Source organism: Embleya sp. NPDC059213, from assembly GCF_042754445.1.
GTDB lineage: Bacteria > Actinomycetota > Actinomycetes > Streptomycetales > Streptomycetaceae > Embleya.
In genome coordinates this window covers 1-14,087 of record NZ_JBHZAV010000108.1, presented here as the reverse complement: position 1 = coordinate 14,087, position 14,087 = coordinate 1, and the positions used below count along the sequence as shown (strand labels likewise).

The 14,087-nt window shown below is 73.9% G+C and carries 8 protein-coding genes; 5 read left to right on the top strand and 3 right to left on the bottom strand.

Going from position 1 to position 14,087, the window contains the following annotated elements; genetic code table 11:
• The first annotated feature begins 80 nt into the window (after positions 1 to 80).
• From ACFXMF_RS31450 to ACFXMF_RS31440, 3 genes are all read left to right on the top strand, one after another.
• Entirely contained in the window at positions 81 to 659 is a 579-nt protein-coding gene (locus tag ACFXMF_RS31450) for a GNAT family N-acetyltransferase (protein WP_379990400.1), read from the top strand.
• Positions 660 to 734: 75 nt separating this feature from the next.
• Positions 735 to 3,698, top strand: coding sequence for an AAA family ATPase (locus ACFXMF_RS31445; protein WP_360319486.1), 2,964 nt, complete (start codon positions 735 to 737; stop codon positions 3,696 to 3,698).
• A gap of 119 nt (positions 3,699 to 3,817) precedes the next feature.
• Entirely contained in the window at positions 3,818 to 5,455 is a 1,638-nt protein-coding gene (locus ACFXMF_RS31440) for an ATP-binding cassette domain-containing protein (RefSeq protein ID WP_380020882.1), read from the top strand.
• 63 nt (positions 5,456 to 5,518) lie between these two features.
• Here the strand turns inward: ACFXMF_RS31440 and ACFXMF_RS31435 are convergent, their stop codons facing one another.
• Complete coding sequence (locus ACFXMF_RS31435; RefSeq protein WP_379990398.1) at positions 5,519 to 6,916, bottom strand: aminotransferase class V-fold PLP-dependent enzyme; 1,398 nt, start codon at positions 6,914 to 6,916, stop codon at positions 5,519 to 5,521.
• A 309-nt stretch (positions 6,917 to 7,225) separates the two neighbouring features.
• Between ACFXMF_RS31435 and ACFXMF_RS31430 the strand changes: the two genes are divergently transcribed.
• A complete protein-coding gene (locus ACFXMF_RS31430; RefSeq protein ID WP_360319492.1) occupies positions 7,226 to 8,248 on the top strand; it encodes an iron-siderophore ABC transporter substrate-binding protein in 1,023 nt (340 codons plus the stop codon).
• Positions 8,249 to 8,263: 15 nt separating this feature from the next.
• Here the strand turns inward: ACFXMF_RS31430 and ACFXMF_RS31425 are convergent, their stop codons facing one another.
• Entirely contained in the window at positions 8,264 to 12,808 is a 4,545-nt protein-coding gene (locus ACFXMF_RS31425) for a hypothetical protein (protein ID WP_379990397.1), read from the bottom strand.
• A gap of 287 nt (positions 12,809 to 13,095) precedes the next feature.
• Between ACFXMF_RS31425 and ACFXMF_RS31420 the strand changes: the two genes are divergently transcribed.
• Positions 13,096 to 13,218 (top strand): hypothetical protein, encoded by a 123-nt coding sequence (locus ACFXMF_RS31420; protein ID WP_360319496.1) that lies wholly within the window; start codon positions 13,096 to 13,098, stop codon positions 13,216 to 13,218.
• Between the two features lie 49 nt (positions 13,219 to 13,267).
• On the opposite strand, the gene ACFXMF_RS31415 is transcribed toward ACFXMF_RS31420, so the two are convergent.
• The gene (locus tag ACFXMF_RS31415; RefSeq protein ID WP_360319498.1) at positions 13,268 to 13,762 is read right to left on the bottom strand and encodes a cupin domain-containing protein; all 495 of its coding nucleotides are present in this window, start codon (positions 13,760 to 13,762) and stop codon (positions 13,268 to 13,270) included.
• Between the last annotated feature and the right edge of the window lie 325 nt (positions 13,763 to 14,087).

The following is a 14,087-nucleotide window of genomic DNA, read 5'->3' as shown; positions in this document are numbered from 1 at the left end:
TCCGGACGGCGGGGTGCGGGCGGGGCGGGCCCGGGGGAAATTCGCCGGCTCGACCGGGCACGGTCGGTGAGGATGGCCGGATGTCGATTTTCCTGGAGACGCCGCGGCTGGAACTGCGCCCGTTCACCGCGGCCGACCTGCCGCACCTGATCGAGCTGGGCCGCGATCCGGAAGTGATGCGCTACCTCACCGGCGGCCGGCCGACCGCGCTCGAGACCGTTCGCGATCGGGTCCTGCCGCTGGTCATGCGGGACTACCCGGCCTGGGGCAATCGCGGCTTCTGGGCCGCGCGGGAACGGACCGGCGGGCGCTTCGTCGGTTGGTTCGAACTGCGGCCGGTCGCCGAGGACGGCGCGGACGTGGTCGAACTGGGCTACCGGCTGTGTCGCGCCGCGTGGGGGCTGGGCTACGCCACCGAGGGCGCGCGGGCGTTGGTCGACAAGGGCTTCGCCGAACTCGGCGTGCGGGTGGTGACCGCCAACACGATGACGGTGAACACGCGCTCCCGACGGGTGCTGGAAAAGACCGGGCTGACCTTCGTCCGCACCTGGTTCGGCGACTGGGCCGAGCCGATCGAGGGCGCCGAGCAGGGAGAGGTGGAGTACACCCTGACCCGGGCCGGGTGGAGCGCGGCCGCCCCCGGCCGGACCACCGACTGAGCCCCGAACCGCACCGCGTCGTTCGCCCCGACCCGGTTCGTTCGTGCAGGTGGGGCGCGTGGGAGGCTGGCGGGTGTGACTGTTTTTGGCGGGGTGCCGCTGTTCGTCGGACGCGAGCCCGAGATCGGGCGACTGGTCGAGGTGCTGCGTGAGGTCGATCGCGGTGAGCCCCGGGTGGTGCTGACCACCGGCGAGGCCGGGGTCGGCAAGACCCGGTTGCTGGAGGAGTTCCTGGCCCAGGCGACCGGGCGTCCCGAGCCGACCTCGGTCGCGGTCGGCGCGTGTCTCGAATTGGGCGCCGAGGGACTGCCCTTCGCGCCGTTCTCGGCGATCCTGCGTGCCCTCGCCGACGCGCTCGGCGCCGACTTCGAGGAGGCGATGGGCGACCGGCGCCGCGAACTGGCCTGGATCTCGCCGACCCTGGCCGCCGAACCCGGCCCCGGCCCGGCGCCCGAGCGGGCCCGGCTGTACGAGTCGGCGCTGCGTCTGCTGGAGCGGATCGGCGAGGACCGCACCCTGATCGTCGCCTTCGAGGACCTGCACTGGGCCGACTCGGCGACCCGCGAACTGCTCGCGTTCCTGGTCCGCTCGCTGCGCCGGGGCCGGATCCTGCTGGTCGGCACGCTGCGTGCGGACGCGATGGACCGCAGCCACCCGATGCGCCGCCTGGTCGCCGAACTGGAGCGCACCCGCACGGTGACCCGGCTCGAACTCGGCCGACTGACCATGCCCCAGGTCGAGGAGCACCTGAGCGGCCTGCTCGGCGGCACCCCCTCGCGGGCCCTGGTCCAGCAGGTGTTCGAGCGTTCCGAGGGCAACGCGTTCTTCGTCGAGGAACTCGCCGCCGGGGTCCGCGACGGCCGACTCGCCGGTCTCTCGGACACGCTGCGCGACCTGCTGCTGATCCGGATCGAGCAACTGCCCGAGACGGCCCGCCGGGTGGTGCGACTGGCCGCCGTGGGGGGTATCGGGGTCGAGCACCGACTGCTTGCGGAGGTGGCCGGTCTGGACCCGGACACCTTGGAGACGGCACTGCGCGCGGCGGTCTCCGGACACGTCCTGGTGGCCGAACCGGACGGCGAGGGCTACTCGTTCCGGCACGCGCTGGTGCGCGAGGCGGCCCTGGGCGATCTGCTCCCGGGCGAACGCACCCGGATGTACGCGGCGTTCGCCCAGGCCCTGGACACCCTGGTCGAGGGCGGCGAGTTGCCGTGGCGCCGCGACCACGTGGACCGGCGGGCCCGCTACTGGATCGCCGCCGCCCGCCCGGCCCGGGCACTGCCGGCGAGCGTGGTCGCCGCGGCGGCCGCCGCCGACCGATACGCGTTCGGCGAGGCGTGGGCGCTGTACGAGAGCGCGATCACCATGTGGGACCAGGTCCCCGATCCCGAGCAGTCCACCGGCAGCACGCTGGCCCGGGTGCTGGACGGCGCCATCGTCGCGGCCCGCTACGACAACTCCGGCGACCGCGAACTGGCCCTGCTGCGCCAGGCGTTGGACCTGGTCGACGAGGAGCGCGAGCCGGTTCGGGCGGCGGCGCTGTGGACCCAGCGGGCGAAGACGCTGAGCCGCCTGGGGCGCGGCCCCGGCATGGTCGAACTGGAGCACGCCGAGCGGCTGTTGCAGGATCGGCGGGAGTCGGTCGAGTACGCGAACGTGGTGATCCGGATCGCCCGCGCGCACTTCCTGGAAGGAGGCGCGGCGGAGGCGGTACGGATGACCCGCCAGGTCCTGGAGATCGCCCGGCGGCTGGACGACCAGGATCTGATCGCCAACATCCTCCAGACCCTGTCCTGGCTTCTCACCGGCAGCGGCGAACTCGACGAGACACAGGCGCTCGCCCACGGCCGCGAGGCGGTCCGGGTCGCCGAGGCGGCGCGGGGCGGCAAGCCGGACACGCTCGTCTACGTGCTCGGCAACTGGGCCTCGGTCCTCGAAGGCGTCGGCCGACACGAGGAGTCGGTGCAGGCCGCCCGCCGCGCGCTCGACCTGTCCCGAGAGCGCGGCGTGATCCGCAACACCGGCGCGTTCGTCCTGGGCAACCTCGCGGAGAGCCTGTTCTCGCTCGGCCGCTGGGACGAGGTGGCCAAGACGATGGAGGAGATCCGGGAGCACGACGCGGACGGTTGCGCCACCGGCAACGCCGAACGGGTGCTGGCCATGGCCCACCTGGTCCGCGGCAAGGTGACCGAGGCCGCCGACCACCTGCGGAGCGCCCGGGAGAGCGCCCGCGGCATGTACCAGGAGGCACAACATCGCATCCCGCAGTCCGGCGCCGAGATCGCGCTGGCCCGGGCCCGGGGCCGACGGGCCGAACTCGGCGAGATCCTGGACGCCGAACTGCGGGCCGGCTTCGGCGTCGGCAACCAGCGGTTCGCCTTCCCGCTGCTGATCGAGGCGGCGCGCGCGTACGCCGGAGTCGAGCCCACCGAGTCGACCCGAGCCGAGTTGCACCGGATCCGGGCGGCCGGCGCCGCGCTGGACGTGCACTGCGAGCTGGACCGCACCCAGGCAAAGACGTTGGTCGCGCACCTGGACCTGGCCGAGGGCAGCGACACCCTCGCGCAGTGGCGGGAACTGGTCGCGGCCTGGGAGGCGACCGCCCAGCCGTATCCCACCGCCCGGGCGCACGCCGACCTGGGCGCCGCGCTGGTGGCCGCCGGCGATCGGGTCGCGGCCGGCGCCGCGTTGGCCCGGGCACACGCCGCAGCCGGGCGACTGGGCACGACGCCGCTGCGCGAACAGGTCGAACTGCTGGCCCGCCGGGCCCGGATCGACCTGCCGGGCCGGCCCGGGACCGGTGCGGCCCGCGCGGCGCACCAGGCCGGCGACCTGACGCCCCGCGAGCGGGAGGTGCTGCGCCTGCTGATCGAGGGACGCAGCAACCGGCAGATCGCCGAGACCCTGTTCATCAGCGTCAAGACGGCCAGCGTGCATGTGTCGAACATCCTGGCCAAGCTCGAAGTGGCCACCCGCGGCGAAGCCGCCGCCCTGGCCCACCGCATGCACCTGGTCGACGACCAACCCCCGGTCGGATAGCCCCGAGCGGGGTGCCCTTGCGCGTGCGAACGGGCTATACATGGTCCGTTCGGTATTTCGGGGGCATGCCGTCGGGGGTGGGCGTGGGGGAGCACGGAGTACGCGTGGCGGCCTGCGGGGTGAGCCGAACGCTCGGGGGACGCACCGTACTTCGGGACGTCTCGCTGGTCGCCGAGGCCGGTGAGGTCTCGGCCGTCGCCGGTGGCAGCGGATCGGGCAAGACCACGCTGTTGCACACGCTGGCCGGAATCCGACCACCCAGCGCGGGCCGGGTACGGCACGACGGCGGCCGACCGGACGCGCGCGGGCTGGGCTACGTCCCGCAGGACGACATCCTGCACCGGGCGTTGCCGCTGGCCCACAGCCTGCGCTACGCCGCGGCGCTGCGCGGGCCGATCGACGGGGGCGTGGAGGCCGCGGTGACCCGCACGTTGGCCGCCCTGGGTCTGACCGGGTGCGCGGATCGGCGGGTGGGCGCGCTCAGCGGCGGCGAGCGCAAACATGCGAGCATCGCGGTCGAACTGCTGACCCGGCCACGGGTGTTGTTCCTGGACGAACCGACGTCCGGCCTGGATCCGGCGGCTGCGGCGGAACTGATGGCGGTATTACGCGAGTTGGCCCGAGCCGGCACCACCGTCGTGCTGACCACGCACGCCCCCACCGATCTGCTCCGGTGCGACCGGGTGGTGTTCCTGGCCCCGGACGGGCGGCTCGCGTACGTGGGGGACCCCAGGGGGCTGCGCGCGCACTTCGGCGTCGAGACCGAGGCCGACGTATACGCCGCGGTGGCCGCGCGCGGTGCGAGCGCGGACGCGGAACGCGAGCCGGAACTCGAACTGGAACCGGAACTGGCCGCCCTGGAAGCCGAGTCGGCACCGGCACCGAAACCCGCCTCGGCGGTCGACCGCCCGGCGCCGCAGGTCGACCGGGGGTTGCGGCAGTGGTCCATCCTGGCCCGCCGCGACCTGGAGCTGATCGCCCGAGACCGGTTGGCCGCCGCGATGCTGGTCGGCTCGCCGCTGGTGATCGTGGCGATGTTCGCGATGCTCTTTCGGCCCGGCGCGTTCGACCCGGCCGACCCGAGTCCGTCCGGCGCCGCGATGATCCTGTTCTGGATCGCCTTCGGCGGCTTCTTCTTCGGGTTGACCTACGGCCTGTTGCAGATCTGCGTGGAGTTGCCGATCGTGCGCCGGGAACGGCTGACCGTGCTGCGGATCGGACCCTACGTCGCGGCCAAGTTCACCGTGCTGCTGCCGATCCTGGCGTTCGCCGACGTGCTGCTGCTCGCCGTGCTGCGCGCCCTGGACCGGCTGCCCGGCGCGTCGTGGGGGGTCTACGGGTCGCTGCTGACGACGCTGCTGCTGGCCTCCGCCGCGGCGCTGGCGCTCGGGCTGTTGACGTCCGCGGCGGTCACCGAAGTGGGCCAGGCCACGCTGATGTTGCCGCTGCTGTGCTTTCCCCAGGTGCTCTTCTCCGGCGCGTTCGTGCCGGTGCCCCGAATGCCGGTGATCGGACACACGCTCAGCTACGCGATGACCAACCGATGGGCGTTCGAGGCGCTGGGCAACGATCTGGACCTCCCGGGGCGCTGGGCGCACGGCCGGTCCGCGCTCGGCCCGCCGCTGCTGGCCTCCTACGGCGACAGCTTCGACCACCCGCCCGCGCTCGGCTGGGCCGTACTCACCGGCTGCGCCGTGCTGTTCGTCGCCGCCACCTGCGCGGTGCTGGCCCGCCGCTGCCCACGCGCCGGCGGCTGAGCACACCCGCGCGAGCGGGCGCCGCACGCGGTGGAAGTGCCGCCGGGCGCGTGCCCCGGCGGGTCAGCAGCGCAGCCGAGGGGCCAGTCCCCGGGCGTCGGCCGGCCGGTCGCGGTAGGTGCGTGCGACGAAGTCGAGGAACGCGTCCACGTCGGCGATCGTGGACGGCAGGCCCAGCGACACGCGCACCGCGCCGCCGGAGGGCAGGCCCAGGCGGGTCAGGTAGTCGTCGAGCGTCCCGCCGGAGGCGGCCGTCCGCAACACCGCGCCGCGCAGGGTCCGGCGCCCGATCGCGAACGCCGCCTCGCCCGCGCCCGGATTGCAGAAACAGCCGGTGCGTACGCAGATCCCGGCGGCGGCGGTGTCCCGGGCCACGATCCGCTCGTCGATCACGGTGCCGGCGGCGTCCAGGATGTTCAGCGCGACCGTGCCACCCCGGGCATGCACCGTGTCCGGCCCGTACACCCGGATCAGCGGCGCGCCGTCGTGATGGCGCAACCCGGCCAACCCGGCGAGCAGGTGCGCGGTCAGGGCCGTGACCCGGTCGTGGATGGCGGGCATGCCCAGCGAGTCGACCCAGGCCAGGCCGTGCGCGACATCGGGGATGGCGAGGAAGTTGAGGGTGCCGTCCTCGTACGCGGACTCGTCGTCGGCCATCCGATGCCAATCGCCCTGCGCGCTGACCGCCTCGATCGTGCCGCCCGCGAACCACGGCCGGCGCAGCCGCGCGAGCGCGTCCCGGCGGGCGAGCAGGCAACCCACGCCGGTCGGATATCCGAATACCTTGTACCAGCTCACCGCGACGAACTCCGGTTGCACCACCCCCAGATCGAGCACGTTGGTGGGCGCGTACGCGGCCGCGTCGACCAGCACGTCGTAGCCGTGCCGCTGGGCGACGCCGATCCAGTCCAGGGGGTGTCGGACCCCGGTGAAGTTGCTCTGCGCGGGATAGGCGAACAAGCCGCGGCGGTGCGCGAGCGCGGCCCGCAACGCGTCGTCGTCCAGGCGCAGTTCGGTGCCGGACAGGCCGATGTAGTGGGTCCGGGCGCCGCCCGCGCGGGCGTATTCGCGGATCCCGTTCACCGAGTTGTGGTTGTCGATCGGCAACACCAGGCGGGTACCGCGACGGAACGGGTACGCCTCGCCGACCAGTCGACACGCGCCGGTGGCGTTCGCGGTGAACACGGCCGCGTACCGGTCCGGGTCGGCGTTGAAGTGGTCGAGGATCGCCCGACGGGTGTTCTGCACCCACGTCGTGGAGGCGACCGAGGCCGGGTGTTCGGAGTGCGGGTTGCCGTAGGTGGCCCCGGACAGCCGTTCCGCGTGCGCCCGCCGCTGGCCGCGCGCGGCCAACCCCGCTCCGGTGTGATCGAGGTAGACCAGACCCTCGTCGTCCAGGTAGCCGTACTCCTCCCGCCGGATCGCGTCGAAGTCCGGACCGCGCACGTCGGCGACCACCACCGGCACCACCTCCCCCGGTCTGCCGAGTCTCGCGCCGCACCCGCGACCGCGTCAACGGATCCGCCGGCGCCGCGCCCGCCCATCCGGGCCGGTCCGGACCGTCGGCGATGCCCGTTCTCACCCCTGAAGGCTGATCCGCGACAAGGATCCCCTAGGGTGAGGAAAGGTAAGGCTTGCCTCAGCGGATCGCCCTGCCTCGCATCGTGTTGCCCACAACCACCCTGCCTGAAATCGCCCCACCTCAGCAGTGCGGGCCGAGCGTCCCGGCGCCCGGCCCGTGTCCCCCCACGCGCCAAGGAACCAGGACCCATGCCGATATCCCGCCGCCGGATCGCCGCCGTCGCCGTGACCGTGTCCGCCGCCCTGCTCACCGGAGCCTGCGGCTCGGACTCGTCCGACGGGAACAAGGGCGGCGGCAAGCCCGCCGTCGCAGCCGGCGGCAAGGACTTCGGCAGCGCCGGCCAGGTGAGCACGGGCCTGGGCACCGACGCCGCGCCCGGTCAGTACCCGCGCACGATCCGCACCGCGATGGGCGACGTGACGCTCAAGGCGCAGCCCAAGCGGGTCGTCGTGCTGGACACCGGCGAGCTGGACAACGTCGCGGCACTGGGCGTACAGCCGGTCGGTGTCGCGTTCACCGACGGCTCCCAGGAACTCCCGGCCTACCTGGACGGCAAGGCGGGCAAGCCGGCCAAGGTCGGCACGATCAACAGCCTCAACCTGGAGGCGATCGAGAACCTCAAGCCGGACCTGATCCTGGGCAGCAAGCTGCGCGCGGAACAGCAGTACGCGGTGCTGAGCAAGATCGCGCCGACTGTGTTCTCGGTGCGCCCCGGCTACACCTGGAAGGAGAACTTCCTGCTCAACGCCGCGGCCTTGGACAAGTCCGCCGAGGCCAAGCAGCAGCTGGACGCCTACCAGGCACGGGCCAAGGCCCTGGGCGACAAGCTGGGCGCGAACAAGCCGACCATCTCGATGGTGCGCTTCATGCCGGGCAAGATCCGCCTGTACGCGAACAAGTCGCTGATCGGCACCGTGCTCCAGGACGTGGGCCTGCCGCGCCCGGCCAACCAGAACATCGACGACCTGGCGGTGGAACTGTCCGAGGAGCGGATCACCGAGGCCGACGCGGACAGGATCTTCGTCGGCACCTACGGCCCGGCGGACAAGACCGCGCAGGCCCGGGTGACCGACAACCCGCTGTGGAAGAAGCTCGGCGCGGTGGAGAAGGGCAAGGCCGTCACGGTTCCCGACGAGACCTGGTACCTGGGCCTGGGCGTGGTCGCGGCGAACTCCATCCTGGGCGACCTGGAGAAGAACCTGATCGGCTGAGCCGAACCGATCCGGTCAGGCATCCGGCGCGGCCTCCGGGCCCCGCGCCGGGCTGCCGCCGGCGGCCGGTCCCAGGGGTTCCCGCGCCGCGTACGCGAGCAGCGCGGCGACCCCGGCGGCCGGCCCCTCGGCTCGGCGCCAGTGTTCGTCGCGCTCGGTCAGCGCGGCGAACAGGCGCTGCCAGGACCGGTCCTCGGCGCCGAGCAGCGCCGCGGTCAACGCGGCGACCTCGGTGTACGCGGCGTGCACCGCCACCCGTACCGGCTCGGACGGGTCGATCCGCGCCCGGGCGTCGGCCAGATAGCGCAGCACACGGTCGGCATGACCCACCTCGTGCACCAGGTCGTGGCCGGTGAGCAGGCCCGCCTCCAGCAACCGCTCGACCTCCAGGTGCCATTCGGCGGTGCCGCCGTCCGGCAGCACCCACGCGGCGACGGTCCGAGCCGCCCGGGGACTGCGCCGGGCCGCCGCGAACGCCTCGGTGGGCCGCAGGTCGGTCGGCATCGCCAGGATGACCTCGTCGGGCGCGTCCGGTCGGTTCACCAGCGCCTGTCGCACCCCGGCGGGCCACGGTTCGCGGGCGTGCTCGCCCACCAGCAAGGCCCAGTCGCGTCGGTAGGGGCGATCCAGGACCCGTTCGGCATCGGCGAGCCGCTCGCACGCACGCAGTCTGGCGACCAGCCGGGTCGGCGCCAGTTCGCGGTCGATCCGCGCGGTCAGCACCGCGAGGCCGGCTTCGATCGGGTCGTCGACGCCGTCGGCCGTCGCCTTCGCGGCGACCCGGGCGGCGCCGCTGCCGAGCAGGCCGCGCTCGATCAGCGCGCGTAGTCGGTGCGGGCCGCCGAAGCGCAACACGTTGCGGGCGGCGAGCAGTTGGTCGAGCAGCGACAACTTCCCGGCCATGCCGGCCAGCGCGACCTCGACCACGTCGGGGCAGGCCGCCTCCACGCCCACCCGCAACGAGTCGGCCCAGTACTTCGAGAACACTCCGGGTTCGAGCAGGCGCCGGCGCAGCACGGGCGACAACGGCCGGGAGTCCTCGGCCGCGCGGGCCAGGATCCGACGCCGCTCGGCCACGTCGCCGCGCCGCTTCACGTCGCCGTACAGCCGGTCGTCCAGTACCGGATCACCCCGGTCCAGCAGCCGGTCCCGGACCCGTCGGGTGTGCGGCGAGCGCGGATCACCCTCGGCCAGGATCAGCGCGGGACCCGCGTCGGGCAGACCGAGCACGTACGCGACCAGGTCGTCGGTGACGCGCCGGGTCTGCTCGGCCTCGCGGGCCAGCGTGACCGCCGCGTCCGGGCCCAGCAGCGGGAGCACGGCGCGGAGCACGTGCACGTCGGCGTAGCCGAGCAGGACCGAGCCCGCGCCCGACAGCGGGCCGGGCGCGGGCCGGGGGTCGGGTCCGGCGGCCACCCGATCGAGCAGGGCGGGCAGCGGCAGTTCGCCCGCGTCCGTGTCCATCGCGGCCAACGCGGCCAGCCAGTGGTCGCGTTCGTGGCCGAGTCGGTCGGCGAGCAGCGCGCGCACGGCCCGGGTGAGCGGGCGCCGGGCCGCCCCGAACCAGTAGCGCTGATCGCGGGTCGCGCCGAGCGCGCGGGCCGGTGTCGTGGCGATCAACTCGGCCGGCCCGACCAGGCCCGCGCGGTAGCGCACGGAGGCGGGGGCGGTGTCCCGGAAGGCGGCCGGATCCCGCCGGGCCAGGCGCTCGCGCGGCAGTTCGCCCGGCGCGTTCGCACACGCGGTGAGCAGCCAGTCCGGGTGGCGCAGGCCGGGCAGGTCCGCTTCGAGGGTCTCCGCGAACACCGCGAGTACGGCCGGGTCGGCGGGTATCGGCGCGTCCGGCACGATCTCCCGCAACACCTGCACCGCCGCGAGCGCGCAGCCGCGATCCGGGGTGTTGCGCCGACCGCGTCGGGTCGGCAGGGTCGGTCCGGCCGGCTCGCGGGTGCGCACGGGTGGCGCGTGCCGGGCGAGGGTGTGCGCGTACGCGGCGATCTCCGCGTCGGCCAGGGCCCGTTGCCCGGCCCCTGGCGGTGGGCCGGCCGCCGTCGCGGCGACGCCGATCAGTTCGGCGACGGTGCCGGTGAACGAGCCGAGCAGGCCGAGCCCGATCACCGTGGCCTCGACGTGGCCGGCCAGGTGGGTGTGCACCAGTTCGGCGAGCCGCGCGTGGATGGGCGCGGCGACCGTCTCCGGCGTCAGCTTGGGCAACGCGCGCAACACCTCGGCGGCCGGCCACGCGGTGTCCACCAGGCGGATCGGATCCAGCAGGTCGTGATCGACGCAGTCGTTCACCCACTCGGCATCGGCGCGGGCGAACGCGACGGCGCCCAGCCGGTCGACCGGTTCACGATTGAGTTCCTCGGCGCCGGAACCGCACGCGCGGTTGACCAGGGCGAGCCGGAGCAGCCGGCCGAGCTCGCCGTCGGCGTGCTCGTGGCGCAGCAGTTCCTCGATCGGCTCAGGTGGATACGGCGTTTCGCGATGTCGGGCGACCAGGCGCGGCAGGTCGTACACGTACGGCTCGTGCACGAGGGTGGCCAGCAGTCGGCGGGTCGCGTTGCGTCCCCTGGCGGTGGCGAATACGCGTGGCAGCGCGTCGGGATCCTCGTACGGCACGCGCAACGTGCCGGGTTGGGTCGGCCCGCCGGGGGCTTCGAGCGTCTCCAGGATGCCGGCGATCCGGCTCGAATGGCTCGGGCCGCCCAGCAGTTCCACCAGGCGTCGGACCGCGTCCGGGCCGCCGCGTTGCCACACCCGCAAAAACGCGAAGCACCGGGTGTCGGCGGACGGGAAGGTGTGCAGCGCGGCGTGCACGAGCTCCGGATCGCCGCTGACCGCCAGCGGGGTCAGCCGGCGCTGGTCCCGACAGTCGAGCAGGTCGACGCGCAACCTCGGGTCCAGCGGCACGGGTTCGGTGCGACCCGGGGTACGCGGCACGCCGGAGGCGATGGTGCGGCGCAGGGTCAGCGGGGTGTGATGATTGCGGTACACGGCCGCATCGACGCTCGGTTCGTCCAGTGCGACCAGCCGGCCCAGTTCGCGCGGATCCAGCCCGGCGTTGCCCGCGACGGCGGCGCAGACCCGCGGATCGCGGGTGGCCAACGCGATGTCGAGCGCGTGCGCCGGCAGCGGGCCCTTGCCGAGCAGGTCGCGCAACAGCTCGTCGGGCGCCTGCGGCAACAGCGCGCGCAGGTCCTGGGGTTCGGCGGCGAAGAGCAGAAACCGACAGAACCGGGACAGGGCCGGCGGGGTGGTCGCACCGACGTCGGGCACGGATCCGTCGGCGATTCGGGCCAGCAACTCGGCCAGCGTGCCCCGGTGGCGCGAGAGGGTAACCCGCAGGGTGGCCCAACGGCTTGCCGAGCCGCCCAGATGACGGTGGATCAGGTCGGCGAGCGGGCGCGTGCGGGGGAGTTCGGCCAGCGTCGCGACCGCGATCCGGGCGGGCGCGATCGTGGTCAGGACGAGGGTGGTGTGTCGTTCGTCGGTGAGCCCGGCGGCGGCGGCCGAGGCGGCGATCCGGGCCGCCTCGGGGTGGCCCGGGCAGTGTGCGGCGGCTTCGAGCAGGGCGGCCGAGGGGCGGGCGGCCCGGGCCACGGACTCCGGGTGGGCCCGGTAGAGCTCGGCGAGCAGGGCATCGGGGCAGTCGGCCCGCCCGGCCAGTGCGGCGCCGGCCGCCTCGGGCAGCGGCTCGGCCCGCTGGGCGGCCAGGAGTTCGGCCCAGTCCAGGTCCCGACGCCAGTTCGGCTCCGGCTCGCCGGCGCGCAGCCCGGCGATCAGGCCGCCGGTGCTCTCGGCGGCCGATACCGCGGCCCGCAGCTCGTGTACTCGGCCGGTGGCCAGGGCGCGGGCGGCCGCCGCGGCGACCTCGGGCGCGACCGGCGGATCGGCACCGCCCCGGTCGGCCTCGATCGGCGGACCGGCGCCGCCGTCGTCGGTCTCGAACGGTGATCCTGGTCCGGGGCTGCCCGGATCCGCTGCCACTTCCGCGAGTAACCCACCCAGTCGCGGTGGGTCGACGAACAGGCCCAACATGCCCCGGAGTTGCTCGGCCGTGGTCAGCCGCCGGCCACCGGTGCGCAGCGCGTGCTCGACCAGCGCCGGTACGTCCGAGACCACGGCTGCGCCGACGAAGTGCGGGTGGTCCGGCGGGTCTTCGGCGCACGCACGGATCTCCTCCAACAACACGGTCAGCGCGCCCGGATCCGGATGTCGGCCCGGGGCGAGCACCGTGCGCCGCATCCACGGCAGCGCGGTGGCATGCCGGTACACCAGCCGATCCACCACCGGGTCCGGCCGGTCCAGCAGCGCGGCCAGGTCGGCGGCGGTGGCCCGGGGGTTGCGCGCCACGGCCCGTCGTACCAGCACGTCGGGATCACGAACCGCCTTGATTCGCGCGGTGATCGGCAACAACGCGTCGGCCAGGTAGCCGGGGTCGGTTTCGCCCAGTCGATGGCGCAGCCGGCCCGCGTCCCCGGGTTCGCCGCTCGCCACCGCCAGCCCGAGCAGCACCTCGGCGGCCGGGTCGTACCGCCGCGCGGCTCCGTGCGTCACTGTTCGATGTCCCCTCGTCGGGCCGACCTGGCCACCGCCGTTCCCCCGTTTCGGGCGGGCTCACGACGACACCCCACCACAACTCACCGACGGTTGGGCTTCCGGGGCCGTCGGTAGGGGGCCGGATAGGGGTGTCCGAAGGGGATCGATCGCAACGTCGGGGGTGTTCCCTGCTCGGGCGGGACACACCCGAACACGCCGAGAAGGGGCGGGATTTCGCCGCCCCCGTGACGGTGAAACCCCACCCCTCGGACCACCCGACCGTCCGCCGCCCGCACCGCCGCCCCGTGTCGGCGGTTCCGTGCCACCCGGGCCCGCTGCCCGCACACCACATCCTGGCGGGCCGCACCGACGCCGAGCATCCGCCGGACTACTCGGCCGCGAACCTGAGTACCGAACGGCTGTCCTGAGTATCGACGGGTCCCCGGGTCGGTGCGGGGATCGGCGCGGAGCGCGTCCTCACGCGCCGGCGAGGGCCTCGCGCCACACCGGACTGTCGACGTAGTGGTTGTCGAATCGCTCGGAGGTGGCGCGCAGTTCGGCGACGTCCGCCTCGCCGCGGTGCACCCGCTCCAGGAGCCGGTAGTAGTCGAAGCGGTCCATCCCGGGGGTGAACACGACCAGCATCTTCGCCTCGGTGTCCGGCGCCGGCGCGAAGGCGTGCGGCATGTGCGGCGGCACCAGCAGGAAGTCGCCGGTTTCCAGGGTGACGATCTCCTCACCGAGCAGGATGCGCATCGTGCCCTCGGTGACGTGGAACATCTCACTGGCCCGGGTGTGGAAGTGGGCGGGCGCGCCGGGGGAGCCCTTGTCGAAGGTCGCCAGGTTGGCGGTCATCCCCGGGGTGTCGGCGAGGAGGGTGATCAGGCTGGTGGGACCGTCCTGGACGATCTCCGCCTCCTGGGTGCGGACCAGGATCGGGGCGGCGGTGGTGTTCGAGGCGGGCGTGGACATGGTGGCTCCCGTGGGGTGTGACGAGGTGGGTCGGACGGTGGGCGCCGCTTGTCGTTCGGCTCCGTTCCGCGTTCGTTGGTACCAATCTACGGTGGCTTTCGACCCGTGAAGGGGTGCATTTCCCGCACAAAATGATGGGTCAATTTCGAAGGCACCAAGCGCGGTGGTGCGGACACGCCGGCACGTGCCGAGACGCCGGACGGGAGGGGGTTTGGCCCCCCCGGGCCGGGCAAACCCCCCCACCGGCGCCACGGGGCCGCCCCCATGGCCGACCGCGGCCCCCCCGCACAGGTACCCGGCGCCCCGGGGGGTGGCACCGAGCACC